Genomic DNA, 26,048 nt, shown 5'->3' with positions numbered 1-26,048 from the left:
TAGTGAGCCCACCGATTTTCTTTATACAGAATCCCTGACCATTAACGTTGGTTCAAACCTTAGGGATGAATTCCTTATCTCTTTTTTCATTTGGATTTTATTCAGAAGCAGTTCCGCCCCTGCCTTCCCCATCTTGAACGTCGGCTGTGCGACCGTTGTAATTGATGGGGTGTAGAAACTAGCAAAGGATACATCGTCAATCCCAATGACAGCAAGGTCGTCCGGTATTCTCAAACCTTTATGTTTCACATATTTAAGCGTTTCAATAAGTACTAAATCGTTACCGGCAAGCATCGCTTCTGGTGGTTTTTCCAAATGAAGCAGTTCTTCTAATTCTGTTTGGAGACTTTGAGAATCTACGCTGATGATGTACTCGTCATGGATGGGGATTTCATTATTTTTCAAAGTATTCTTATATCCTTCCACCCTCTCTATCCTTGGGGTGGTGTGATGCTTTAGGGAGGTTGTCATCATACCAATTCGTCGGTAGCCCTGTTCAACAAAGTGCTCTATAGCAAGGGCAACCGCTTTACTGTTATGAAGCAGAACAGAAGGAATTTCCACCCCTTCCAACTCCCTATCCATAAAAACAACTGGGTAGGAGCCGTCCAACATTTTTTGGTAGAGGTCGCGGTTATCACCTGTCGGGAAAATAATCAGTCCGTCCACCTGTTTTGCACGAAGCATTTCAATATAATGCTTCTCTTTGAAGGGATCGTCATCAGCATTACAGATAATCGTGTGAAAATCGGATTCGTGACATACATCCTCGATAGCCCGTGTCACCTCTGTGGTGAAATTGTGCAAAATGTTGGCGACAATGACACCAATCGTCTTTGTTGACTTTTGTTTAAGACTTCGCGCAACGATATTCGGCTGGTATCCCAACTTTTCAACCGCATCTTGAATGCGCTGTTTCGTCTTTTCCCCCATATAGTCATATCGTTCATTTAAGTATTGGGATACGGTACTTTTCGACACTTCTGCCTGTGCCGCTACATCACCAATCGTTACGGTTTTCATAACTAATCTCCACATTCCTATTGTACTAAATCGGTTTAGTAAATCGATTTAGTGTTATTGTAGACTACATGAAAGCGTTTTACAAGAGGGTGAGGAATCTCTATTTTTATTTGATTTGAAAGAAAGCCTTAATAGCAAGGGTTCAAGTGTCAAATTTTTTGATAAGTTTTTTAAATTCAGAAAAAGTGCAAGCATCTTGATAAGCTCGATAAATGGGGCGCGAAATGGATATCTTAAGGCTTCGATAGGCTCGGCTATGGAATTTTCCTACTCACCCAACAAGAAATCCCCCTAATTAGCAGGAGGATTACTAACGTAAAATATATAATTTCCCTTTTCATTACACATGAAAGACCTGGATAATGAATTGATATAAGAAATAAATGCTGTAGCCGAGTACAGCTAATCCACTTATCAGCAGAATCGCCTGTCTCCTTCTTTTATTCAACCATTTTTCACCAAGATATAAAAGAACCGCTAACAAAACAAACCAAAATAATGCCCCTGACAGCACTGCAAGAGGGTAAATCATAGAAATGCTCTCCCCATCATTCATGATAGGAGTAAGCAAGCCCATCCACCACAACACAGTAAATGGATTAAATGTGGTAATGGCTGCGCCTGTCCAAAAGGCCTTCAAATAATGCTTGAAAGGGTATTTAACTCCTATGCTTTTTGCCTTTGGGTCCACCCCTTCTACGGTTTTGATTTCTTTAAAGATTCCCCAGGCTACATAGAAAAGTACAGCACTGCCAAAGAGCCAAAGAAATGTAATAATCATAGAGTTCGAGTCAGCAAAGGGCATGAGCCACAGAAGAATCGCCGCAAGGATGACAGCATCTCCTACGACGGCCCCAGCTCCTACTATCAATGCAGAATAAAAACCATATTTGGTCCCGTATTTAATTTCCTCCCCATTACTTGGGCACGTGGGCGATGAAACGACACCAATGATAAGGCCGCTTAACAATAATTGAAACATCTAACTAAACCCCCTCAATTCTATAATTCGAAATATATCGAATTGTTATTCAAAAAATTATTCCCCCCCTTTAGAGTTTTGAAAAAACATAACCATCTGATCTACTGTTTTTTGTTCTGCCCAGCACTCAATATTTTTACCTTTCCGTTCCATCCGTATCAACCCAGCACGCCTTAATTCCCGAAGGTGATGGGAAACAGTAGACGGGGCGATATTTAATCCTTCTCCTAATTCACCCACCGTCATCCTCATTTCTTTGTCGGTACTGGATTCCCCTGGAGTACAGTGTTCAGCTAAATATAGAAAAACATTGAGCCGGTGAACATTGGATAGGGCTTTGAAAATTTCGCTGAATTTGTTTAAGTTTTCATTATTATAATTCGACATATTTCGAATTATAGAGAAATACATTACGTCTGTCAAACCGTTTAACAATTCCCATCCATAAATACTGCTGAAAGGGGTCAGTAATATTATGAGGGAAAGCAATAAAATCGATCTTCTCCACACAAAAAACCGAGTATGAAATCCCAGCGATTTCATACTCGGTTGCTTTACTATTCAATTCTTATTGTGGCAGAGGAGCATCAGCAGAAACAAAGCCCTTGTCCACAAGTTCATTCCAGAAATCTTTCGGAATGTCCATTTGGATCATTTCTAGGTCTTCTTTAATTCTGTCCGGACGTGTGGAGCCAGGAATCACTGACTTGACTGCCGGGTGAGCTGTTGAGAATTGAAGAGCAGCAGCTTTCAACGGAACATTGTATTTTTCACCGATTTCCTTCAGTTGATTGACATGATTAATAATGTCATCGCCCGCTTTTTCATAGTTATAATGATCACCGCCAAGCAGTACCCCGGAGTTATAAGGGCTTCCGACCACAATGTCCACATCGTTTTCTTCAGCCTTTGCCATCATACCCTGTAATGCTTGTTCGTGTTGTAAAAGGGTATATTGCGTAGCAGATAAACAGATATCCGGTTTTGTTTCCTCCAGATCCATCGCACGTTCAATCGGTTCTGTCGTATTGACACCTAGTCCCCAGGCACGGATGACACCTTCTTCCCGAAGACGGGACAACACGCGGAAAGCTCCTTTTCTAGCTTCTTCAAACTTTTCGGTCCATGCATCACCATGGAAATCCGGAGAAACATCATGAACGAAGACCATGTCCAAACGGTCGGTTTGCAGACGTTCCAGACTTTGTTCGATCGACCTTTTCGTTGCTTCTTCCGTGTAATCTGTGATGACTTGATTGTTACGGCCATGTTCGAACAGACCTTCATTCTCTTCTGTTTCTTCAGTCATGTAACGACCTACTTTTGTGCTTATCACATAGTCATCACGATTATATTTCGATAACACTTCACCTACCCGGATCTCTGCTAAACCAGCGCCATAAAAAGGTGCGGTATCAAAATAGCGCACTCCCTGGTCCCAAGCGGTTTGGATTGTTTTCTGGGCTTCTTCTTCCGGCACGTCCCGGAACATATTGCCTAAAGGTGCGGTACCTAGTCCTACTTTATGTTTCAGTGCATTCTCTAGTGATTTCATGAATCTATTCCTCCTTTGAGAAAACCTATAGTTGCATAACCAACTATAGAAAGATAAATCATCTACCAATTAACGGTACATTCTATGTGTAGCCGGCTGAAAGGTTTTTAAAACATCATTCACCCTTCATTCCACACTTCGTCGGCAATGTTCACCACATGACGTACTTTACCCCATTGCTGTTGTTCAGTAATTTCATTTCCTTCTTCCGTTGATGCAAACCCACATTGTGGGCTCAAACACAATTGGTCCATTGCTACATAATCGGACGCTTCCAAGATACGCGCTTTCACTCGTTCCGGGTCTTCCAAATCACCGAATTTGGAGGTGATCAAGCCGAGAACGATCGAAAGGTCTGGACGCCGGACATGACGAAGGGGTTCGAAACCTCCAGAGCGTTCATCGTCAAATTCAAGGAACAGCCCATCGACATCCAATCCTCCGAAAATCGTTTCAGAAAGCGCCTCATAACTGCCGCTTGTCATAAAGGTGGAACGGAAATTCCCCCGGCAGATATGCATTGTGATGAGCATGTCCGCTGGTCTGTTTGCTATCGCCTCATTGATGGCACGTGCACACAGTTCTGCCACTTCCTCTGGATTTTTTCCCTTCTCTTCGATGGATGTGCGTCCTTCTTCAGAAAAGAAAGTCGTCCATGATGTATCATCAAGCTGAAGATAGCGGCATCCTTCCTCATAAATTTTCTGTATGAACCCTTGGTAGGCAGCAATCAAGTCATCGACAAGGGCTTCATCACTTTCATAAATACCCTCTTCCCTCTCCGCTCGGAATAAAAGCATATTAGGGCTTGGGATCGTTAATTTGGCGACCGCATCCCCGGCGTTCTTTTTCAGAAAACGAAAGTGTTCTATCATATCATGATCGGTGAAACCCACTTTCCCTGTCACTTTGATTCCGCGCGCTTTCGTTTCCACCCCATCAAATTTCAATCCGCGCTCAGCCTCAAACCCTTCGACCCCATCCAGTCCTTCAAGAAAGTCGAAGTGCCACCAGCTGCGCCGGAAATCTCCGTCCGTTACAGCTTTCAGACCCGCTTCCTTTTGCTTTTCTACTAATTTAATAATCTCTTCATCTTCAATATTTCTTAATTCCTGTTCTGTAATCTCTCCTCTCTCCTGCTTTGCGCGTGCTTGTTTGAGACGTTCAGGACGTAAAAAGCTGCCGACATGATCTCCTTTGAATGGTGCTCTCTTCACATTTCTTTCTGTTGATACTGACATGGACTCATCCCTTCCTTATGATTTATGATTTCACATGAAACAAAAACAACCCCTCTTCTATATAAGAAGAGGGGCTGAATGGAATACGAATCATTTTCTCTTCTTATCTCCAAGCAAATCGCTTCTGGAATTAGCACAGTACTATCGAAAGTCTGCTGCTAAGGTTTCACCGGGCCAGTCCCTCCACCTTTCTGGATAAGAAACAATGTATTTGATTTTAAATTCTACTATACAGGAAGAACCAGAAAGTGACAAATTATTCTGAACTATGATTTTTACCCCGAAAAAATCCACACAAGAGTATATTCACTTAGCGCTCTATTATTTCTTTTGTTTCACGTGGAACATCTGCAGCTTCCTGTTCCCACTCATTCACTTTTGTAAAGTGGGGGGGGGGTTCCTCAGGAAAGATAGACAGCGATATCCGAAAGTGTCTGAGGAGACAGGAAAAGATATTCAAAACGTATTTATTCCAAGTTCGTATGCCGGGCGGTCATCTGTTCATGAGAATCTTGCTGGTATCTTTCTAATATATAAATAATAATGGCATCTAAGAGAAGGTGAACCGATTGGTCAAATTGGTTTCCAAGAGGCTGAATGGTTTCAGGTTCATTTGGGAGTCGTTTTTTAGTGGCAGCAGGGATTTCAACTATTACTTCACTATTATCGGCAATAACTGCTTGAGGATTTGTCGTCACCAAAGCGACACGTGCCCCACTTTCACGAGCCTTTATTGCATATTGAAGAAGTGATGAGGTGGCTCCTGATCCCGAAATAATAATTAATAAATCATCTTTTTCAATACTTGGTGTAATCGTTTCTCCTGTTACGTAAATTTCATACCCACTATGCATCAACCGCATAGCGAAAGCTTTCCCCATCAAACCAGATCGTCCTTCGCCTGAGACGAAAATACGAGTGGCTGTGGAAATCATTTCAGCTAATTCCTCAGCCTTGTTTGTATCCACTTTATCTAAAACACTTTGAATTTCACAGGAGACTGTTTGGATGATGTGCTTCATAGGTACTCTATCTCTCCTTTCATTTGAAAGCAATGACGGACAGGATTTCGTGCTTTATGATTACAATTCCTACCATGACCGTTGTGGGGTTACGCTGAAACCTGCGGTATTGAGGATTAATTCCTCCAGCTACTGTCATCTGGGAATTTCTCTTCAAACAAAAATAATTCGTAATCTCTGTTATTGCAAATTCAACCTAACACCTCATATGTTTTCTCTAAACTGAGTCTCTGACCATCAAATGGGGATCGAATCTGTAATTTAGAAGTTCATCTTCTACTTTGTTATTCCTGATCTTATCCAGTAAAGCTTCGGCCCCCATCTTTCCTATTTCAAATGTTGGTTGGGCCACCGTTGTAATCGCTGGTGTGTAGAAGCTGGCAAAAGAAACATCATCAATACCAATTACAGCCAGGTCTTCAGGAATTTTCATACCGTTTTGTTTTGCGTATTTCAATATTTCGATCAATACAAGGTCATTTCCGGCGAGGATTGCTTCAGGAGGTTCTTCTAAGTCCAATAACTCTTCAAGCACCCGCTGAATATTCGTAGGCTCCGCACTTTTCACATACTCTTCAACAAAAGGAAGCCCTTCTTTATGAATGGCTTTTTCATAACCCTGAATACGTTCTAACCTCGGCGTGATGTGATTGATGATAGAAGTGGTTATCATGCCGATACGACTGTAACCTTTTTGAACGAAGTGTTCTACAGCCAGGCCTGAAGCCATCTCATTATCTAATAAGATCGATGAAATAGGAATATCTTCCACTTTGCGGTCTAAAAAGATGACAGGGTAGCGATCCTTGAGCATTTTTTCATATAATCCTCTGTTATCACCTGTAGGAAAGATGATCAGCCCATCTACTTGTTTCGCTCGTAGCATTTCGATATAATGCTTTTCTTTTTCAGGGTCATCATCTGCGTTACATATGATGGTGTGATAGTCAGAACTGATACATACATCCTCAATCGCCCTTGTTACTTCTGTTGTGAAGTTGTGTAGAATATTTGCTACAATCACTCCGATCGTCTTTGTAGATTTCTGTTTAAGGCTTCGTGCAACAATATTAGGTTGATAACCCAATTCTTCAATTGCTAGTTCAATTCTCTGTTTCGTCTTTTCACCCATATAGTCATATCGTTTATTTAAATATTGAGAAACTGTGCTCTTTGATACCTTTGCGTGTGTAGCAACATCGGAAATAGTCACCGTTTTCATTTGAACTCTCCATATCTTTAAATATATTCCGTATAATAAATTCGGTTAGCCCACCTATTATTAGAGTATACAAGTGAAGGGCGACTCCATCCACTTATTCCCCCTATTCAGTTATCAAGGGCAGAAACGAGGATGCGGCTGTCTTGCCATGAGCCCCCTATAACTTGGAGAGATGATAAGGCATTTCCCCTTAAACCTTGACTAAGCCCGCTTTCTCCACATATTGCTCTGCCAGTTCTTGAAGTTCTGTCCAATTCTCACTTTCGATCAACGATTTATTAACGAGAGAACCTCCTATTCCCGCAGCCACCGCACCAGCCTCCATGAAGGATTGAAGATTATTCAGATTGACGCCTCCAGTTGGCATCATTTGGATGTGGCTTAAAGGTCCGCTGACATCCTTCAGGAACTTCGGCCCAAGCACATTGGCAGGGAAAACCTTCACCATATCCGCTCCCCATTGATCTGCAAGGTGCATTTCAGTCGGAGTAAATACACCAGGGATCATAATAACACCCTGTTCTTTTGTGTATTCGACTGTCTCTTTACATAAAATCGGAGCAAATATAAAGTCAGCACCTGCTGAAATCGCCTTTTCTGCCTGTTCCTTATTCATTACCGTCCCAGCACCGATGACTGCTTTCTCTTCAAACTCCTCTTTCACTTCCGTAATGACCCGCAGGGCATCCTCCGAATCCATCGTAATCTCTATTCCTGTCACTCCCCCGTCGATAAATGCCCGAACAAGGGGCTTCACCTTAGCTGGATCCACTTTTCTGATGACAGCAACAATACCTGAAGATAACATGTGGTCGAAAAGATTTCTATTCATGATATCTTCCTCCTTCCTTTAATCTATTTTTTACACACCGGAATACGCGAGGAATCCACCATCCACAGGGACCGTGATACCTGTGACAAAACCAGACATCTCGTCATCAGCCAGCCAGATTAAAGTTCCAAGCAAGTCTTCAGGTTTTCCAAATCGTTGCTTAGGGGTTTGGCTGATGATTTTATGAGCACGCTCTGGCAATGAACCATCTTCATTGGTCAGTAACGCCCGGTTTTGATCAGTAAGAAAGAAACCGGGAGCAATTGCATTCACTCTGATTCCAACGTCCGCCATATGTACGGCCAGCCACTGGGTGAAATTATCAATACCTGCTTTCGCTGCACTGTAAGCAGGGACCTTTGTCATTGGAGAGGGAGCACTCATGGAGGACATATTGATAATCGTCGCCCCTTCGCGGTTAATCATTCTTTTCGAAAATACTTGCGTTGGTATAAACGTTCCGACTAGGTTGAGGTTGAAGACAAACTGAAACCCTTCTGTCGTCATATCAAAAAAAGTGGATAAATCCGCTTTATCGAGATCCTCTTCCTTCAAGGTTTCGTTCGCTGTCGTACCATCAGGATGGTTGCCACCAGCACCGTTAATGAGAATATCGCAAACTCCAAGCTCCTCCGTAATTCTCTCTTCTGCCTGCCGGACGCTTTCGATATCAAGGACATCACAAGACAATGCCAATGCTGTGCCGCCTTCTGACCTAATGTCCTGCTCTACTTGTTTTCCTGATTCGATACTGCGATTCAAGACAGCCACCTTTACTCCTTGTCTGCCCAGTTCTCTTGCCATTTCTCCACAAAGGACACCGCTACCACCCGTTACGACAGCTACTTTACCTTTCAAATTCTCATTGAGTATCATTAGACATTGTCCTTTCCTTCATTTCTTTCCAAGGAGTCCCATATGCCCCACAAATACATAACTCCTAAACCTCTGTCATAGAGTCCATACCCTGGACGACACTCCTCTCCCCAAATATGACGGCCATGATCAGGTCGTGCATAACCATTGAACCCTTTTTCATGATAGGCCCTCACTACATCGTAAATATCGACTGATCCATCTTTTGTCCTGTGGGAGGTTTCGATAAAGTCCCCGTTTTCATAGATTTTCACATTTCTTATATGGGCAAAGTGAACTCTATCCGCGAATTCACGCACCATGTCAGGTACATCGTTATTCGGATTGGCTCCGAGGGAACCGCTGCATAGAGTCAAGCCATTGTATGGATCATCTACAAGGTTCAAGAATCGCTGCAAATTTTCTTTGTTCGTAATGATTCTTGGCAATCCAAAAACAGAGAAAGGTGGATCATCCGGATGAATCCCCATTTTAATGTCGTTTTCTTTCGCGACAGGTATGATTCTTTCTAAGAAGTATTGTAAATTCGCCCATAAATCTTCTTCTGTCACATCCTTATACTGTTCAAACAAGTCAGCCAGATGCTCGAGTCGTTCAGGTTCCCAGCCTGGCATCGTATAGGCGGAATTTTCCGATATACTATTTACAAGCTCAATAGGATCGATGTTTTCAATCTTTTCCTTCTCAAAGAAAAGTGCGGTCGATCCATCATCCATTTCTTCGAACAAATTCGTCCGCGTCCAATCGAACACAGGCATGAAGTTATAACAGATAACCTTCACACCAACCTTTGCAAGCTTTTCTATTGTCTTAATATAGTTATCTATATATTGGTCTCTTGTAGGAAGACCGAGCTTAATATCTTCATGAACGTTGACACTTTCTACAACGTCGATATTAAAACCATGTTTATCCGCCTGCGCTTTAACTTCTTTGATTTTATCCATCGGCCATTCTTCACCGGCAGGGACATCATGCAAGGACCAGACGACACCCTCGACACCTGGGATTTGCTTAATATCTTCTAATGAAACACGGTCGTTTCCTTCCCCGAACCAACGCATAGTCATTTTCATAAATTCTTCACTCCTTCTCTATCATTCATAGCTACTTTTGAGTGATTATAGCTTGATGACGACTTTTCTCACTTCTGGATGAGCTTGTTCCATCAGCTGGAAAGCTTCTTCCGCTTCATTCAAATCATATTGGTGACTGACCAGGTCTCCCACATTTAATTCTCGGGAATTGAACAAGTCCACGACTGGAGCAAAACGATGAGTTTGTAAGCGTGACCCGCATATAGTCAGTTCTTTTTTCGTAATCTCCACCTGGGCAATTTCTGAAATTTTTTGATCAAATCCAAGTACAACCACCCTTGCCGCAACAGAGGTTACAGCGATGGCTTGCTCCACTGTTTGCGGAAAACCGACCGCATCGATCACTACATTGGCGCCCATTCCGTCTGTCCACTTGGAAATTTGATTTTCTACGCTTTCCTTATGGGGATTGATGAGGCAGTCTGCCCCCCATTTTTCTGCGAAGGCAAGGCGTTTTTCATTGAAATCAGAAATAGCTACTTTTGCACCCGCCTGCTTGGCCATTTTCAAACAGCATAAGCCGATCGGCCCTGCGCCGATGATGAAGACGTGGTCTCCCTCCTGGACATGACCACGGTAGATCGATTGAGCCCCAATGGTAAATGGCTCAATCAAGGCGATTTCCGGCCAATCCAGAGAATCATCCACTTTATGGACTAAGTGTTCAGGCATGATCATCACTTCGCGTCCTCCGCCTTCACGATGGACACCGTAAACTTCAACCTTTTCACACACATTAGGACGTCCTTGCTGGCAAGCGTAACATTCACCACAGGATGTCATCGGCTCTATCACTATCTTGTCACCAACATTCAATTCAGTGACCGCTTCACCGACTTCTGCAATCTCTCCAGCTACTTCATGTCCAATCACCCTTGGATAGCTGGCAAACGGATTTTCCCCATGAAGAATATGCATGTCTGAACCGCAGATTCCCATAGCCTTCATACGAATTTTCACTTCTGAAGGATTAGTTATTTGAGGTTCTTCCATTTCTACTATTTTTAAAGTACCAGGTTCTTTCACTTGAATAGCTTTCAATTCAGCCCCTCCTTTTCATTAATCAAACAATCCAGGCAAAAACAGTGTCAATTGTGGAACAAAACTAACAAGTAATAACACTAATAAACTGACGCCCAGGAATGGCAATAACGCTTTGGATGCCTTGCCGATGGATACTTTACCAATACTTGAAGCGACAAATAGACAAACACCTACAGGCGGAGTAGATAAACCGATCATAAGATTCAACACCATCAACACTCCGAAATGAACAGGGTCCATACCAATCTGGGTTGCTACTGGCAGGAGCACGGGGAACAAGATAACTAAGGCTGCGATCGTTTCCATGAAAGTACCGACAAATAACAGTAATAGATTCAGCAAGAGAATCACGACAATAGGATTTTCAGATATAGCTAGAATCGTATCTGCCACTAACTGAGGAATTTGTTCACTTACAAGGATCCACCCGAAGAGATTGGCAAAACCAACCAATATCATAATGCCGGCTGTAGTAACCATAGAATCCAAGAATATTTTTGGAATCATTTTTATTTTCAGATCACGATATACAAACAGACCGACAATTAATGCATATACCACAGCAACAATCGAAGCTTCTGTAGGTGTGAAGTAACCACTGAGAATACCGAACAAAATAACGAAGGTCATCATCAGTGCCCAGAAGGCTCCAGAAAAAGACTTAGCGATGACAGATAAGGGTTGACGCTCTCCTTTAGGATAATTTTTCTTCTTGGATATGATGTAAGTCAATATCATAAGGCTGATGCCAAGAAGTATTCCAGGGATCGTTCCCGCTAAGAACAAATCACCGATAGACACAGTTGCCAAGGTTCCTAAAATGATCATAGGAAGTGATGGCGGGATAATTGGTCCGATCGTTGACGAAGATGATGTGACAGCAACAGAAAACGAAGAATCATACCCTTCTTTCTTCATCGCAGGGATCATGACAGACCCGATACTTGCTGTGTCTGCAAGTGCGGTTCCGGATATCCCGGCAAACCCCATAGAGGAGCCGACGTTCGCCAAACCCAAACCACCTCTTATATGGCCTACAAGATTGTTCGTAAATTGGATGATACGTTCGGTGATTCCACCTGCATTCATTAAGTTACCAGCTAGAATAAACCCAGGAATACAAAGCAACGTGAATGAATTGATTCCCCCGAACATTTTTTGGGGGATGATATTCAATGGTATTTCTGCAATCAAAATATAAATCAGCGAGGAAATACCCAGACTGAAGGCAATCGGGACACTTAAAGAGATAAGAATTAAGAATGAGATAAATAAGATGAGCGCCATCATTGCTGTACACCTTCTTTCTGATTAGCCTTTAATACTACATAAATGTTCAAGAAGCTATATAACGCTAACAGGATAAATGTAATCATCATACTCAGATTGACATAATACATCTCAATCATTAAGGTAGCAGATGATTGGTTTCGTCCTAGTAAAGCGAAGTCATACGAGTGAGTAATTAAAAATGCAGAAAATGCACCTATTACTAAATAGATGGCAGCGTCATAATATTTTTTGAGTTGTGTCGGAAGGAAATTCAAGAGTAGATCCACTCTGACGTATTCCCGCTTCTCCATCGCGACCGGGGCCGAAAAAGCTATTGCATAAATAAATAGAAAACGCGAAAGTTCTTCCGTCCAAACAAAAGAAAATGGAGAATAACGCCCTGTAATTTGAATAAGCACCACAATCACCAGGGCGATGAAAGTTACAATGGTTAATAATTTCAATAAACGACTAAGGACGTTAACAGCTTTCATGTTGTTCACCCTTCTTAATTAGAATGGGCAGCCATCCCTCCATTAAATGGAAGAATGGCTGCCAGGTCATGATTATTTCCCAGCTTCAACGATTCTTTCATACAACTTAAGCTGTTCTTCTGACAAACTCTTCTCTACGGCTGGTTTCATAGCTTCACTAAATGCAGCTTGATCAACTTCCACGAACTCCATGCCTGCATCTTTCAGCTCTTGAGTAATCTTTTCAGTTTCAGATTTATATAGATCCATACCGAAGGATTGTGCTTCAGCTGCTGCTTCTTGCACAGCTTTTTGCGTTTCTTCATCTAATGATTCAAATTGCTCGTTACCTACGACAACATAAATCCAAGAATAAACATGTTCGGTCTTATTGACATAGTCTTGTACTTCAGAAAATCCTGCACTTTGGATCAAGTCAACCGGGTTCTCCTGCCCGTCGATAACTCCTTGCTGCAAACCAGTAAACACTTCACTGAAGTCCATGACTTGAGGTCTTGCACCTGCAGCTTCCCATGTATCCATGAATAGTGGTACGTTTGGTACACGCATTTTGAAACCTTCCAAGTCAGCCGGTGTTTCAATTGGCTCGTTTGATGTCAAGTTACGTGGTGCCCGCATGTGGTAATAAAGTGGTGTAACACCAACATTTTCTTTAATACTACTTTCAATATCTGCCCCAATATCTCCCTCGACAACACTTTTCAGGTGGTCTTCTCCTTTGAACGCGTAAGGTGCTGCCATTAATGCGGCTTCTGGAGCCCAGTTCTGCATCGTTTCACCAGAGATTGTCATGTCGACTGTCCCAGCTTCAATACCATTCAACACTTCTGTTTCAGACCCTAGCTGTTCATTCGGGTAGATTTCTATTTGCAGCTTGCCATCTGTCTTCTCATCCACTAGCTCAGCAAACTTTTCAGCTGTTTTATTCCATTGATGATCTTCATTTGACAAGTGTCCCAGTTTCCAAGTGACCGTATCCCCTGAACCTGAAGCGCTTTCATCTCCGCCGCAAGCTGCTAATACCATCGCCAACATACTAACTGTCATAATGCTCAACATTTTTTTCATTTAAAATACCTCCTTGGGTTTTATCTATACTTAAAGGTGAACCTTCCACCACTAAGACTTCAAGTAGTTATAGATGCTTTTTGGAACCGGAATCCCCTCTTGCCTGCGAGCCTCTTCTTTCAATTGCTCAGGCTCCCCAGGTACCATCACTGAAGGAAAGCCTTCCGCAGGTTTGACCGCATGTAATTCATCAACCATCTTGTCAATATTTTCGAGAAACACCTCTTTATCAATAAACAACCCTGCATCAATCGTTACGATGACATGACTCAACTGGCGGTATTTGTTGTAATCACCATACATGGCTGAAATGCTCGGACCGAAAGCTGAGCCAGTCAAAACTCCTGTCATGACGTCAACCGCGAGTCCTAAGCCATACCCCTTAGGTCCACTTGCCGGCAATAAGTGTTTGACTAGATTCGGATCGGTGACTGGTGCACCTTTACCATCAACCCCCCAATCATCTGGGATCTCCTTGCCTGTTTCTCTCGCGTGCAATACCTTGCCAAGTGCAACATTGCTTGTTGCCATATCAAGGATGATCGGTTTATGTTTGTTAGCTGGAAAGCCATATGCAATTGGATTTGTACCAAAGTAAGGTTCTGCCCCTCCAAAGGGTACGACCGCGCTATCCGTGTGAGTCATAATCATGCTGATCGTGTTTTCTTTAGCTGCCTGTTCCGCATAGTAAGATAATGCCCCGCAATGACTGCTGTTTACTACTCCGACAATACCAATCCCACTTTCATTCGATAGTTTGACAGCTTCGTCCATCGCCTCTTTAGCAATTACATGGCCCATGCCATTGTCGCCATCAAAAATGGCTCCTGCTGAACCTTTACGTTTCACATTGAACTGAGGGTCTGGATTCATTCCACCTTCTGCCATTCTTTTTACATAATGTTCTGTTCTTAAGACTCCATGAGAGCTTACCCCCCTCAAATCAGCGTGGATAAGGACATCTGCAACGACTTCCGCATGTGCTTCACTCACTTTTGCACTCATCAACTTCTCAACAACTAAAGACTTAAGATTTTCTTGCTGGAGGACTACATCCGCCATAACCACTACTTCCTTTCTAAGTTGAATCATCGCTCCTCTTAGTGAGAAGCCAGTCATCTACCTTTCTATCAATGTTTTCTCACCTAGCTTCTCCAATACTTCATCCATATAAGGTAAGCCTTCGTTATCTCCGTACACTCCGACCACCATTGAACCGATCTTATTTGCGAAAGTGAGAATACGTTCTGAATTCCAATCATTCAAGAGACCATAAATGACTCCTGCATCGAATCCATCTCCCGCCCCTACTGTATCCGCTATCATTTCAACTTCTTCAGCAGGCTTTTCAATCAGTTCTCCCTGGGTCCATACCATAGAACCTTCTGCACCCAGCTTCAAGAATAGATGGGAAAGGCCATACTTTTTGGCATGTTCAGTAATTTCTCCAATTTCTCTTGTCCCAAATAACAACTCAGCTTCATCCAACCCTGTAAGTAAGTAATCCACATACGGCATCCAATTCAATAATGTTGTCCGCGCCTTATCCTCACTCCATAATTTCAAACGGATATTCGGGTCTAAAGCAATTTTGACACCATGTTTTTCAGCTAACGAAATAGCTGCATCGATGACTTCGATGTTTTTGTCACTAACAGCCGGGAATACGCCCGTAATGTGTAATAAGCGGGCATTTCGAAAATAATCCTCATTCAATGATTCAGCAGTCAGTGTTGAGGTAGGCGACTGGTGACGGTAATAAAATGTCTTACCAGAACCATCTGCACCTATTTCTTTGAAGTTAAGCGAGGTAGGGAACCCTTCCATCAACTCTACTTCAGAAACATCGATCCCTTCCCCCCTGGTGAAGTTATAGATGTGACGCCCGAATTCATCCTTCCCAAGTCGACTGATCCATCCAGTTTTGAGCCCTAATCGTGCACAGCCAATGGCGACATTCAATTCAGCGCCTCCAACTTTCCTTGTAAAAGAACTGACATGTCTCATCGGACCAGTGGTGGAAGGGTCAAAAGTGATCATTGCATCACCTATGGTTATTACATCATTCATGACTACCCCTGCTTTCCTTAATAGAAATTTCTTTTTGTCTGTTCTTTATAAGTAACTCAATCATCACAGGAACCGCTTACATAAATAATTAAAAAAATATCGGATAACAAGCGATCCATCTACCTATTTCCAACTTTAAGCTAAATCGGTTTACTAAACCGTTCTACTAAATCGATTTAGTGAAAGTTTATCACAGTGAAAGCGTTTTTAAAATAGAAAGTTTTAATTTTTCTTACAATTTTATTTGTTAATATATGTAAATGAATATCCCCCTTTAGAGAAAGGTCATTGCTCTCCGGTGGGGGACATTTGTTTTAAACTTATTTATTTTATAGTTTGTACCGCTTTTCGTTCAAGACCGCGCAGCCAGGCTGTTAAGAAGACAGCACCAACTACCATAACCGCTCCGATCCACGGCGTGTGGATCAGCCCTAAATGATCGACAATCAGACCCCCGACAAAAGAACCGATCGCAATTCCGATATTAAAAGCGGCGATATTCAAAGCAGATGCCACATTTACCGCTGATGGTACATATTTTTCAGCAAGATTCACTACAAGAACCTGCAATCCGGATACGTTCATGAAAGCGAATAAGCCCATGAGAAAAATCATCACAAGGCCAATGAACTTAAAGGGAGCCGCGAAAGTCAGGATAAATAGGATAATCGCTTGTAATAAGAACATGGTTGATAAAGCTTTCAGAGGATTTTTATCGGATGCTTTTCCTCCTATAATATTTCCGATGGCTACAGCCACCCCATACAGAAGTAAAATGGAGCTTACCCACTTTGAACTGAAACCTGTAACATCTTCAAGGAGTGGTGTGAGGTACGTAAATGCAACGAACGTCCCTCCATAGCCAAGGGCTGTAATGAGAAAGGCAAGCATCAAGCGGCTATTGGTCAGAATCTTCACTTGCTCACTGAATTTCGCAGGTGGTGCTTCTTTCAAATTTTTTGGAACTAGAACAGCACTTGCGATCATTCCGATCACTCCTAACAGAGCGACCCCTGCAAATGTGGCTCTCCATCCAAAGGCTTGACCTATGAACGTTCCCAGAGGGACGCCTGTTACTGTGGCGACTGTCAATCCTGTAAACATAGAAGCAATCGCACTGGCCCGTTTATGCTCCGGCACTAAATCAGCCGCAATCGTTGAGCCGATGGAAAAGAATATACCATGTGAAAATGCGGTTATGAACCTCGCAACTAATAATAGACTGAAACTCGTGGACATAGCAGCCACGGAGTTTCCAACAATAAACAGCGCCATTAACCCCATTAAAAGGGACTTGCGGTTCATCCTATTTGTCAAAGCTGTTAATACCGGGGCACCAACTGCGACACCGAGGGCATAACCTGAGATTAATAATCCTGCCAGGGTAATAGATATAGATAAATCATCAGCAATCGTTGAAAGCAAACCAATCGGAACGAACTCTGTCGTCCCGATTCCGAAGGCACTGATGGCCAGGGCAAGTAGAGCTGCGGTGCCCCCTTTGGCCTTTGTGTTGTTCACTGTTGCCGTTTGCGTACTCATAAGAGCAGCCTCCTTTTATTTTTCAAACTTCAGATATTCACGAAGGCGCCTTTCGCTTTATCTGTAAGCCTGATTATAAAAGGGCGTGGAAATTAATAGAAGTACGCACTTTAAAGTCACGTAGGCACCTCAAAGTAACATTTAAGTCATACCAAGCGTTCATCGCTCATTTTTTTGTGAATCTACTTCCTTTAGCCACGCAGGAAAGCGCAGCTCCCTTTTATATCTAGCACCTGCGCTTCTGTTGTATTTACTATGTAGAAACCTTATTATAAGTATTAAGCTCAAAATTGGATTAAGGATTATAGCTGTGTTAGTTTGTTTAGTATTGTGGTTTGTAATCTAACGAAAGAAGGGATTTTAATGAAAAAATACAATATCCCAGTAGAAGCCGCTCTTGAAGTCATAGGTGGTAAATGGAAAGTTGTCATCCTCTGTCACCTGATTAAAAACGAACGGAGAACAAGCGAGTTAAAACGTTTGATGCCGGGAATCACTCAAAAAATGCTTACACAGCAATTAAGAGAATTAGAAGAAGACGGTGTCCTTGACCGGGTTGTATTCAATCAAGTACCACCGAAAGTTATTTATAGATTGACAGACTATGGCTGGTCATTGATGCCTGCTTTGGATATGCTGTGTGCCTGGGGAGAGCAGCATATTGAGAACACTTACCCTGATAAATCGGAAGTTCTATTAGAAGAAACCGAGCTGCAACAAATATAGAAAATCTGTACCTTCATGCGATGGCATGAAGGTTTTTTCAGTTATGAAAAGGTAACACAGCGTATTAATAAGTCATTTTTTCAATAGAAGCCGGCCCTCCAAACAGCGCCAGTGACTGAATGTTACTTAAAAGTACCTATGGAACATGAAAGTGCCTACTATTCAATCGTGATGCTATGATTTACGATTATTCAACAAGACGCGAGTTGGCCAACCGGTCTTATTCATGTATAAAGAAAAGGAGCTTACATCATGGGAGTTAAGTACATTCAATTAAATAATGGTATAGAGATGCCGGAAGTCGGTTATGGTGTCTTCCGGGTAGAAGAAGGAGAGGCCCTCGAAGATGCTGTCGTAACAGCCATACGTTCAGGCTATCGCAGCATTGACACCGCCGCTATATATGGGAATGAAAGCAGTGTGGGAAATGGCATCCGTAAAGCCATTGAACAAGGAATCGTGACAAGAGAAGAGCTATTCATCACATCCAAATTGTGGAATGAGCATTCATCTTATGATGAAACGATTACGGCCTATGAACAAACCCTTGAACGAATGGGCCTAAATTATCTGGACCTTTATTTAATCCATTGGCCAGGGCAGGACAAATATCTTGAGCCATGGAAAGCGCTTGAGCACCTTTACAAGGAAGGACGGGTGAAGTCCATCGGTGTGAGTAATTTTCAAGTGTATCACTTAGAAAGCCTTCTCCAAAAGGCAGAGGTAACACCCGTAATTAACCAAATCGAGTTTCACCCTAAATTAACACAGGAGGAAGTCAGAGAGTATTGCCGAACACACAATATTCAAGTAGAAGCATGGTCTCCTCTCATGAATGCCGAACTGTTAAACAACGAACAGATACTTGAGCTTGCTGAGAAACACGGTAAATCACCGGCACAAATCATCCTTCGCTGGGATCTCCAACATGGTGTCATTACTATACCTAAGTCTATGACCCCTTCAAGAATCAGCGAGAATATCAGCCTGTATGATTTCTCACTCCCGGAAGATGAAATGAAGCAATTGAACGGTCTGAATGAAAACCTTCGAAGTGGACCAGACCCTGACGAATTTAATTTTTAATTTCTATCCTTGTTCACGCCTGACCCCCCTTGTGCTAAGTCGTTAGCATAGCGGGAGTCAGGTACTAATAAAAACAACCTCGAAATCATAAGTATTCCTTCAAAAAATCCCCCTCATCAAGAGGAGGATACTTCTAACGCCATTTTCAAATAATCTACGAACAAAATAGACTGCTCTTCAAGTTTCATCTTCTCCTGCGGCAAAATCGCATGATCAAGAGCGAGCCCGTCGACAAAGGTGATGATCGACCTGGCGATAAGCTCACTGTCAAATTTATCACTGAATTCCCCGGAATTCTGCCCCGCCTGGATGATTTCTTTGTAAATGCCGAGTCCGAGTTCATACCTTTTTTCACCATAAGCGCGGCGGCGTTCATCGTTGCGGCCGGTGATGAAGAATTCGAGCTTGCTTGGAGCGAGCGGGTCCATACCGGCATTCGGTTTCCCACCCTCTCCAAATAGAAACTCCATCAGCAATGTCCAGTAGGAATCCGTCTTCTCAAGAGAAAGTTCCGTTTCTTCAGCTTCGTCGGTGAGCCCCTCTTCAAGGAGTGCTTCAAACAGGTCCTCTTTGTTTGAAAAATATTGATAGAGACCGCCACGGCTCACATTTGCTGCTTCCATGACGTGCTTCATCGTCGTATGCTCATAGCCGTGTTCAATAAAAACTCTGGTAGCGGCTTCCATAATGTCAGCTCGTCGTTGCTTCAGGTGTTCCTTGCTTACTCGTGGAGACATCTGTAATCCCTCGCTCTACTTTTCGTTTTGTAAAAAATCCTATCAGTGAAACGACTACAAGGAGGCTCGCCGTAATCGTGAAGGTCGGAATAACCCCGATGATCGTTGCGATCCAGCCCCCGAGCAGCGGTCCAATGATGGTAGCTGTCGTCATGACACTGTTGATGACGCCGAAAACGCGGCCCGTCATATGGACAGGAGTGTTGACTTGCACTGTTGCCTGGAAGGGTACGAAAATCAGGCTGGCAGAGAATCCAGCGGTAAAACCTAAAGCTGGTCCCCATATGCTCGAATAGCTGAGATCGTAATGGGTCAGCGCTCCCATAACCCCAAAGCTTAATCCAATCCCACAGACTCCGAGAAGCATGAGGGGATAGGGTTTGTAGTCCGTCTTTTTCGCCAGTAGAAAACCAGCTGCGAACATGCCCAGGCCGGATCCTGTCACAAGATAACCGAACAAATCAGGAGAGGCATACGTCAATTCTCTAATCAATACGATCAACTGCGAATCAGCTGACTGAAGTATCAAGAGGCTGAGCCCTACCAGGATCAGACCCGTCATCATAAAACGGTTGGACTTGAGGAAAGAAAATCCGAGGGCGAACTCTTTTTTAAATGCGCCCTGTTCAGTTGCGATTTCTTCAGTTTCAAGGTTAACCGCATTCGGCACGAACAACAAGATGACAGCTGAGACAAGGAAGGTGGCCGAATCGATAATGAACACCTGCTGGGCACCGACTATAGTGACAAGCAATCCACTGATGAGCGGACCGAGGATTTTCGTAGACGAATCGATCATCGAGGTGATCGACATCGCTCCTTTCATGTCTTTCTCAGGCACTACTTCCTTCAGCTTGCCATTTTTCGCAGGGATAAATAAAGCAGAAAAAATACCGATTGTAAGCAATGTTGCGTACACCATCCAAAGCGATGTAGCGATGGTCAAAATCAGAATCAACACTGCTCTTACAACATCGGAAACAATCATTAATGTCTTCCGGCTGAAACGATCGGCGATGATACCAGCCACCGGACCGAACAAGGCCATCGGCACAGCCAGACAGAGAAAGACGAAGGAAACCTCCAGTGGAGATGCATCCCATTTCAAGCCGACCAGTGTGATGATCGCGACAATGCTGAGCCAGTCGCCGATGCTTGAAATCGCTTGTGCGGACATCAGCGTCATATACCCTTTATTTTTCATTAAACGTTGCATTTGATAGACCCCCTCATTAAAACGACACCAATGTCTTTTTGTTGATTTCATTATATCGACATCAATGTCGTTTTGCAACGCTTTTTTGAAAAAAGTCAATATTTATATTATCTCGCTAACCTTCCGGGCATCCCCTCTTCTACATAAAATCTATCTTTTTGACTCTTCATTTGGACCCATAAGGGCAGCTGCAATGCCGACCATTCCGTAAAGCATAAAAGAAATGGCATATCCCCAAGTTCCGATAAACAAGCCAGCAAGTATAGAACCGAGGACTTGTCCCACCGCTAAAAGCAGAAACGGCACACCGATCCCTAAGGAGGCATTCTTAATAAACACACGGATTCCCCAGACAATAAGAACACCGGTTAAAAATATATAGGAACAACCAAAAATTCCCGCCGATAAGTATGACAATAACCAATTCTCAGACGTAACAGCTAGGATAATCGATGCTGATCCGATCGCCAAACTTCCTAACTTATAAGAAAATGACAAACCTCTTCTTTCAATTAAAGAACCGGAAAACCCACCTAATACACCAAACATCCCTATAGTGACCCAAAATCCAGAAAGCTGTAAATCACTATAATCCCCAGCCACTTCAATGAATGATCTGGAAAATGTCCAGAAGGCCGCTGTGGAAGCTCCCAGCAAAAGAGAAGCTAAACTTAATGGGACGGCCCCTTTCACCCCACGTATAGCGAGGTCCCCTTTCTTCAACATCAACTTCGAGGAACCCGTTTCCTTTTTAGGAATCACTTGAAAATTCCACACCAACATCAAGCATGCTACGATAGCATAAATCAAATACGTCAGTCTCCAGTGCGGCGTTAATAAAATCGCTCCTAATCCAGATAGGGCTATACCGAAACTAGTGCCTGAATTGACCCAGGTATTTGCTCTGCCTTGCTCACCCTCTTTAATCCAAAGCGCTATCGCCGCGCCATAGGGAGGAGATACCAGACCCGTGCTTCCTCCAGCTAATAACACTCCTAACCCAAGGACCCATACATTTGTAGCTATGCACATGAACAGCAGTCCGATAAAAGCAGAAAGTCCAGCTGAAAGGATCATCCTCCTTGGCCCTTCTTTTGTAGTGATCACCGTGGATAGGATGATGGTGAAACAATACGCTAAATAAAACAGCGAAGAGATCAGCCCTGATACCAGCTCGGACATTTCAAGTGTTCGATTGATCTCAGGGAGAAGCAGTCCAAAACTGAACCTTGCCAAGCCATAGGTGACCGCAATCATGGTAACTCCAGGTAACACTAACTTCGAAAACTTCATAATCTCCACCTCGCCTTACTTTTTATATAGAACGACCTTTCTAATATACAGGTAAAAAAATTACGATGTATGTTGGACAAGTGTCCTCGCCATCGCAATCGAATGATTTGTTGCCTTCTCTGCTCCTACCAAGGTAGTCATTGATGTCGTACCTTCCAGCAGCAATGTAAACTGGTGTGCTAAATCCCGTTCGTTGTCTTTTCCTTTCCTTTGAGCTAGCAGTTGAAAATATTGAAGTAATTTGGATTTATGACCTCTTGCTATGTTTTCTATCTCATTATCAGTACCTGCATAGTCTTCAATGGCCCTCAAGAACATACATCCTCTGTAAGATTGCTCTTTCAGCCAGCGACCATGGGCTTCCACTGCAAGGATAAACGGAGAATCAGAATCCATTTCCACGTGTGCATCCAAGTAAGACCAATAACGTTCTTCTCTCTGCTTCAGTACTTCTTCCACCAAATTATCCTTTGATGAAAAATGATTGTAGATCGTCATGGTGGCTACATTGGCTTCCTTGATAATCTGCTTTAATCCTACCCCGCGGAACCCATGCTCATAAAATAATCGTTCAGCCACTTGAAGTATTGCGTCTTTCTTTTTTGATCGACCCATATCAGCTATGTCTCCTTTTTTTAGATAGAACAACCTTTATAGTTAATCTTAACAATTTACTTTTTCTGTAGCAACTCCTAAGGTTGATCAGGAAATTTCCGGAGCCGGAACAATGAAGGCAAACTGTACTCCAGCTGTCTTCTTTTCCCCTTCAAACCATTCAGCGCGTACAATGTAAATGATATCCGTGCCTTCCTTCCCCATGATTTCAATCGTTTTATTTTCCATTGATTCATCTCTTCCTGTTGCACCTTGCTGTTTTTGAATGTTAAGACGCTCAGGGTCAGGCACATCTTCAGGAAAGTCGATGGTTACTTCATCTCCTATATTCGCAGGAATCTTGACCGGATCCACTTCTTCTTTCCACTCTGTATATGACTCAATATTATTTGTGGAAGGTGCTTCACATGCCGTTTCGTTTAAACAGGTCACATGATAGTTTGCCGGATAAGACTCCCCTTGAAATGTAAAAGTTGTTTCCTTCAACACTGCATTTAGGTACTTTTCTTCAAGCGGTGCTGCCTCCTCAGAACGATCATCCTCAGGTGAAAGCGTATCTTGAGAGTTTTCTCCCGATTGACATGAGGTAACAATAAGGATCAGGACAAATAACCCAAACTTCTTCATAATTTTCCCTTCCTTTCTCCGGCCATGTTTGCTGTATCCTTTGAAAGGTGTTTTACAAACGAACAATCCATTATGTACAGCCTTTTCAATAAAACCTATTTTTCTCTTCGGATGAGTTGATCCAACTTTTCCTCTATCCTATTTAATTGTTTCTTTCTCTGTTTAACCATCACAACAAATGTAACAATTCCTACTACTATAGAAATCAAAATAACGAAGAAAAATAGCTAGGCTATCATATCTCCAACATTCAAACCACCTGTAGCTGCTAATAAAAACATCCGGAATCCTCCATCAAACAACTCTTATCGAGATCCACACAAGTATTTCACCCTTTATGTAGCAACCTTATCTTTTTTTATTATCAACAATTGAATAGATACCCAAACCAAGTGTAAGCCACGGTAACCATGGAACGACACTATTGGAATAACTGAAATGAACAGCTGGTAAACTTTGCGCTATGCCTATTAATGTAAATAGTAAAATTGAAACAGATATGTAGATCGCTGATACTACCGTGTTCATATGTACCTTTAGGAATTTGAATTCCCGCTTCCTTGAACGGATGTTGGAAGACTAACAATTGCGGTTTTCCATTCCTATACCGTACTACATATCCATACGCTTTCTTAACAGGATTCACAGACTTTCTCCCCTTCATCAAAACCGAGCATCTCATTACCATATTATTGCAAAAGGAACTATTATTATCAATTGCCTGACCCAGCCATACTCAATCAGGATAGCGATAGACCATGCACCAGGATTTAATTTAATCGATTTATCGGATAATTTTATATATTACGTAATACAGATGGTTTGTTTTCACGATTAGTATCGGTTTCCTATAAACTTGACTAGACACTCTATGGTGTCATATAATTAAGGCACTGTTTGGTGTCATATAAAACGATGAGGAGGTAGGGTTTTGAACCGCACACACCAGGAACGTGACGTTTTTGTAGCTATTGCAGATCCAACAAGACGAAAGTTGATACGTCTGTTAGCCGATTCAGATGAGGATCTGCCTCTTTACGAACTGACGCCTCATTTTGAGATGGGTCGGACTGCTGTTTCTAAGCATTTGACAGTCCTTAAAGAAGCCAATTTAGTAGTTAACCGTAAAAAAGGTAGAGAAACAAGATTCAAGTTGAACCCAGGACCCTTACAGGAAGTAAAAGACTGGTTGGCTTTCTATGAGAAGTTCTGGAATGAAAGAGCAAGCATACTCAAAAATATATTGGAGGAATAAAACATGGCAAATTTATCATTAGATTTTCAGTTTAAGAGTTCCATTGATAAAGTATGGAATGCTTTAACACAATCTGAGACGCTGGCCCAGTGGGTTATGGAAAATAACTTCAAGCCGATCGAGGGTTATAAATGTCAATTCCGAAATGAGGAAATAGACCTGGTTGTAGATAGTGAAGTATTGGTGGTGGACAAGCCTCACAAACTATCTTACACATGGGTAGGCGGTCCAATCGACACTATTGTCACATGGACATTAACGCAAGAAGGCGAAACAACTTATTTACATCTTGATCACACAGGATTCGAGGAAGAAAACCAAGCCTTCATGGGTGCGAAATATGGCTGGGCAAGTATGGTGGATCAGCTGAAAACCGTATTAGAAGAATCATAAGCACTTTATGGATTCACAACATAAAGGAGGGATATGAGAATGAGCTTTTTAAAAGATAAATTATCCATCTTCACTAAAACAGAACTCCCCTTTATTAAGAGGTATCAAGAATCTGATCGTGTTTACACCTTTCTATTTGAAAAGGGTAAGGATTTATCTTGGAATGAGGGACAGCATGGGTTATTCACCATCACGCATAAGAAAATGAAGGACTCTATTCGCCCTTTCAGTGTGGCATCATCCCCTTCGGAAGGTGTCGTTAGAATTACAACAAGGATAGATGAAGAGCCGAGCGAATTTAAAAAAGCCCTCTTAGAACTTGAAGAGGGTATGAGAATCAAAATGATTGGTCCTGTTTGATCGTTTTACTTGAAGGACGAGACCCCGAGACTATTCATGGCAGGCGGTATTGGCATCACCCCATTCCGGGCTATCCTAAAGCAATTAGAGGCTGAAGGGAACAGGGGAGGAAAACCAAGTGAACTTCTCTATGTAGATAGTCAGGAAGCACACCTCTACAAAGATGAACTTGATGAATTGGCTCGTAATACTTCAATAGATGTACACTATCTCAGTACAAGAAATGATATGTACTCCTATATCGATGAATTCATTGCCTCACATAACAATAATGCTCAATACTTTGTTTCTGGTCCGAAATCCATGGTGGAATCCATGACCAATTATTTAAAGGAAAAGCATATTTCAAAACGAAATATTAAAAAGGATGCTTTTAGAGGGGTCGAGTAAAGAAGAATGT

At 42.5% G+C, this 26,048-nt stretch carries 28 protein-coding genes and 1 riboswitch; of the genes, 6 read left to right on the top strand and 22 right to left on the bottom strand.

The window, feature by feature from the left end:
• Positions 1 to 21 precede the first annotated feature (21 nt).
• The 17 genes from HLI_RS12455 to HLI_RS12375 all read right to left on the bottom strand — a co-directional run bounded on the left by HLI_RS12455 (position 22) and on the right by HLI_RS12375 (position 17,340).
• Positions 22 to 1,023, bottom strand: a complete 1,002-nt coding sequence (locus HLI_RS12455) for a substrate-binding domain-containing protein (protein ID WP_128525258.1) — start codon at positions 1,021 to 1,023, stop codon at positions 22 to 24.
• Between the two features lie 340 nt (positions 1,024 to 1,363).
• Positions 1,364 to 2,005, bottom strand: a complete 642-nt coding sequence (locus HLI_RS12450; protein WP_128525257.1) for a LysE family transporter — start codon at positions 2,003 to 2,005, stop codon at positions 1,364 to 1,366.
• A 57-nt stretch (positions 2,006 to 2,062) separates the two neighbouring features.
• Positions 2,063 to 2,392 carry an ArsR/SmtB family transcription factor gene (locus HLI_RS12445; RefSeq protein ID WP_241656002.1) on the bottom strand — a complete coding sequence of 110 codons (330 nt, stop codon included), beginning with the start codon at positions 2,390 to 2,392 and terminating at the stop codon, positions 2,063 to 2,065.
• Positions 2,393 to 2,573: 181 nt separating this feature from the next.
• Complete coding sequence (locus HLI_RS12440; RefSeq protein ID WP_128525255.1) at positions 2,574 to 3,560, bottom strand: aldo/keto reductase; 987 nt, start codon at positions 3,558 to 3,560, stop codon at positions 2,574 to 2,576.
• Between the two features lie 119 nt (positions 3,561 to 3,679).
• Complete coding sequence (locus HLI_RS12435) at positions 3,680 to 4,801, bottom strand: 5-methyltetrahydropteroyltriglutamate--homocysteine S-methyltransferase (RefSeq protein WP_128525254.1); 1,122 nt, start codon at positions 4,799 to 4,801, stop codon at positions 3,680 to 3,682.
• A gap of 100 nt (positions 4,802 to 4,901) precedes the next feature.
• Positions 4,902 to 5,003: riboswitch (SAM riboswitch) on the bottom strand.
• Between the two features lie 265 nt (positions 5,004 to 5,268).
• Positions 5,269 to 5,823: a 6-phospho-3-hexuloisomerase gene (gene hxlB, locus HLI_RS12430; protein WP_128525253.1), complete on the bottom strand. Its 555-nt coding sequence runs from the start codon at positions 5,821 to 5,823 to the stop codon at positions 5,269 to 5,271.
• Positions 5,824 to 6,040: 217 nt separating this feature from the next.
• Positions 6,041 to 7,045: a LacI family DNA-binding transcriptional regulator gene (locus HLI_RS12425; protein WP_128525252.1), complete on the bottom strand. Its 1,005-nt coding sequence runs from the start codon at positions 7,043 to 7,045 to the stop codon at positions 6,041 to 6,043.
• 190 nt (positions 7,046 to 7,235) lie between these two features.
• On the bottom strand, positions 7,236 to 7,877 hold the full coding sequence (locus tag HLI_RS12420; RefSeq protein WP_128525251.1) for a bifunctional 4-hydroxy-2-oxoglutarate aldolase/2-dehydro-3-deoxy-phosphogluconate aldolase: 642 nt from the start codon (positions 7,875 to 7,877) through the stop codon (positions 7,236 to 7,238).
• A gap of 30 nt (positions 7,878 to 7,907) precedes the next feature.
• The gene (locus HLI_RS12415; RefSeq protein ID WP_128525250.1) at positions 7,908 to 8,753 is read right to left on the bottom strand and encodes an SDR family oxidoreductase; all 846 of its coding nucleotides are present in this window, start codon (positions 8,751 to 8,753) and stop codon (positions 7,908 to 7,910) included.
• Positions 8,753 to 9,829, bottom strand: coding sequence for a mannonate dehydratase (gene uxuA, locus HLI_RS12410; RefSeq protein WP_128525249.1), 1,077 nt, complete (start codon positions 9,827 to 9,829; stop codon positions 8,753 to 8,755). Before uxuA ends, HLI_RS12415 begins: the two co-directional genes overlap by 1 nt.
• Before the next feature lie 45 nt (positions 9,830 to 9,874).
• Positions 9,875 to 10,891, bottom strand: a complete 1,017-nt coding sequence (locus HLI_RS12405; RefSeq protein ID WP_128525248.1) for a zinc-binding alcohol dehydrogenase family protein — start codon at positions 10,889 to 10,891, stop codon at positions 9,875 to 9,877.
• A gap of 18 nt (positions 10,892 to 10,909) precedes the next feature.
• The gene (locus tag HLI_RS12400) at positions 10,910 to 12,184 is read right to left on the bottom strand and encodes a TRAP transporter large permease (RefSeq protein WP_128525247.1); all 1,275 of its coding nucleotides are present in this window, start codon (positions 12,182 to 12,184) and stop codon (positions 10,910 to 10,912) included.
• Entirely contained in the window at positions 12,181 to 12,660 is a 480-nt protein-coding gene (locus tag HLI_RS12395; RefSeq protein WP_128525246.1) for a TRAP transporter small permease, read from the bottom strand. The genes HLI_RS12400 and HLI_RS12395 overlap by 4 nt, the downstream gene beginning before the upstream one ends.
• A 72-nt stretch (positions 12,661 to 12,732) precedes the next feature.
• On the bottom strand, positions 12,733 to 13,728 hold the full coding sequence (locus HLI_RS12390) for a TRAP transporter substrate-binding protein (RefSeq protein WP_128525245.1): 996 nt from the start codon (positions 13,726 to 13,728) through the stop codon (positions 12,733 to 12,735).
• 51 nt (positions 13,729 to 13,779) lie between these two features.
• On the bottom strand, positions 13,780 to 14,790 hold the full coding sequence (gene allD, locus HLI_RS12385) for an ureidoglycolate dehydrogenase (protein ID WP_128525244.1): 1,011 nt from the start codon (positions 14,788 to 14,790) through the stop codon (positions 13,780 to 13,782).
• A 57-nt stretch (positions 14,791 to 14,847) separates the two neighbouring features.
• Entirely contained in the window at positions 14,848 to 15,798 is a 951-nt protein-coding gene (locus HLI_RS12380) for a sugar kinase (RefSeq protein WP_128525243.1), read from the bottom strand.
• 324 nt (positions 15,799 to 16,122) lie between these two features.
• A complete protein-coding gene (locus HLI_RS12375; RefSeq protein WP_128525242.1) occupies positions 16,123 to 17,340 on the bottom strand; it encodes an MFS transporter in 1,218 nt (405 codons plus the stop codon).
• Positions 17,341 to 17,703: 363 nt separating this feature from the next.
• Between HLI_RS12375 and HLI_RS12370 the strand changes: the two genes are divergently transcribed.
• Positions 17,704 to 18,066 (top strand): winged helix-turn-helix transcriptional regulator, encoded by a 363-nt coding sequence (locus HLI_RS12370; RefSeq protein ID WP_128525241.1) that lies wholly within the window; start codon positions 17,704 to 17,706, stop codon positions 18,064 to 18,066.
• Positions 18,067 to 18,318: 252 nt separating this feature from the next.
• Positions 18,319 to 19,152 carry an aldo/keto reductase gene (locus tag HLI_RS12365; RefSeq protein ID WP_128525240.1) on the top strand — a complete coding sequence of 278 codons (834 nt, stop codon included), beginning with the start codon at positions 18,319 to 18,321 and terminating at the stop codon, positions 19,150 to 19,152.
• A 116-nt stretch (positions 19,153 to 19,268) separates the two neighbouring features.
• Here the strand turns inward: HLI_RS12365 and HLI_RS12360 are convergent, their stop codons facing one another.
• The 5 genes from HLI_RS12360 to HLI_RS12340 all read right to left on the bottom strand — a co-directional run bounded on the left by HLI_RS12360 (position 19,269) and on the right by HLI_RS12340 (position 23,640).
• Positions 19,269 to 19,889, bottom strand: coding sequence for a TetR/AcrR family transcriptional regulator (locus HLI_RS12360; protein WP_128525239.1), 621 nt, complete (start codon positions 19,887 to 19,889; stop codon positions 19,269 to 19,271).
• Positions 19,843 to 21,105: an MFS transporter gene (locus HLI_RS12355; RefSeq protein WP_241655842.1), complete on the bottom strand. Its 1,263-nt coding sequence runs from the start codon at positions 21,103 to 21,105 to the stop codon at positions 19,843 to 19,845. The genes HLI_RS12360 and HLI_RS12355 overlap by 47 nt, the downstream gene beginning before the upstream one ends.
• 150 nt (positions 21,106 to 21,255) lie before the next feature.
• Entirely contained in the window at positions 21,256 to 22,398 is a 1,143-nt protein-coding gene (locus HLI_RS12350) for an MFS transporter (RefSeq protein WP_128525238.1), read from the bottom strand.
• Positions 22,399 to 22,458: 60 nt separating this feature from the next.
• Positions 22,459 to 23,013, bottom strand: a complete 555-nt coding sequence (locus HLI_RS12345) for a TetR/AcrR family transcriptional regulator (RefSeq protein ID WP_128525237.1) — start codon at positions 23,011 to 23,013, stop codon at positions 22,459 to 22,461.
• Positions 23,014 to 23,100: 87 nt separating this feature from the next.
• Positions 23,101 to 23,640 (bottom strand): hypothetical protein, encoded by a 540-nt coding sequence (locus tag HLI_RS12340; RefSeq protein WP_128525236.1) that lies wholly within the window; start codon positions 23,638 to 23,640, stop codon positions 23,101 to 23,103.
• A 931-nt stretch (positions 23,641 to 24,571) separates the two neighbouring features.
• On the opposite strand from HLI_RS12340, the gene HLI_RS21905 reads away from it, so the two are divergent.
• From HLI_RS21905 to HLI_RS22220, 4 genes are read left to right on the top strand one after another with little or no spacing between them, the layout of a single operon-like run.
• The gene (locus HLI_RS21905; RefSeq protein WP_128525235.1) at positions 24,572 to 24,895 is read left to right on the top strand and encodes an ArsR/SmtB family transcription factor; all 324 of its coding nucleotides are present in this window, start codon (positions 24,572 to 24,574) and stop codon (positions 24,893 to 24,895) included.
• Positions 24,896 to 24,898: 3 nt separating this feature from the next.
• Complete coding sequence (locus HLI_RS21900; protein WP_128525234.1) at positions 24,899 to 25,288, top strand: SRPBCC family protein; 390 nt, start codon at positions 24,899 to 24,901, stop codon at positions 25,286 to 25,288.
• A gap of 39 nt (positions 25,289 to 25,327) precedes the next feature.
• Positions 25,328 to 25,648, top strand: a complete 321-nt coding sequence (locus tag HLI_RS22225) for a ferredoxin reductase domain-containing protein (protein WP_347232246.1) — start codon at positions 25,328 to 25,330, stop codon at positions 25,646 to 25,648.
• Between the two features lie 36 nt (positions 25,649 to 25,684).
• Positions 25,685 to 26,038, top strand: a complete 354-nt coding sequence (locus HLI_RS22220) for a ferredoxin reductase domain-containing protein (protein ID WP_347232245.1) — start codon at positions 25,685 to 25,687, stop codon at positions 26,036 to 26,038.
• The last annotated feature ends 10 nt before the right edge of the window (positions 26,039 to 26,048 follow it).

It is taken from the genome of Halobacillus litoralis, from assembly GCF_004101865.1.
Classification (GTDB): domain Bacteria; phylum Bacillota; class Bacilli; order Bacillales; family Halobacillaceae; genus Halobacillus; species Halobacillus litoralis_A.
This window is presented reverse-complemented; position numbering and strand designations above follow the sequence as displayed.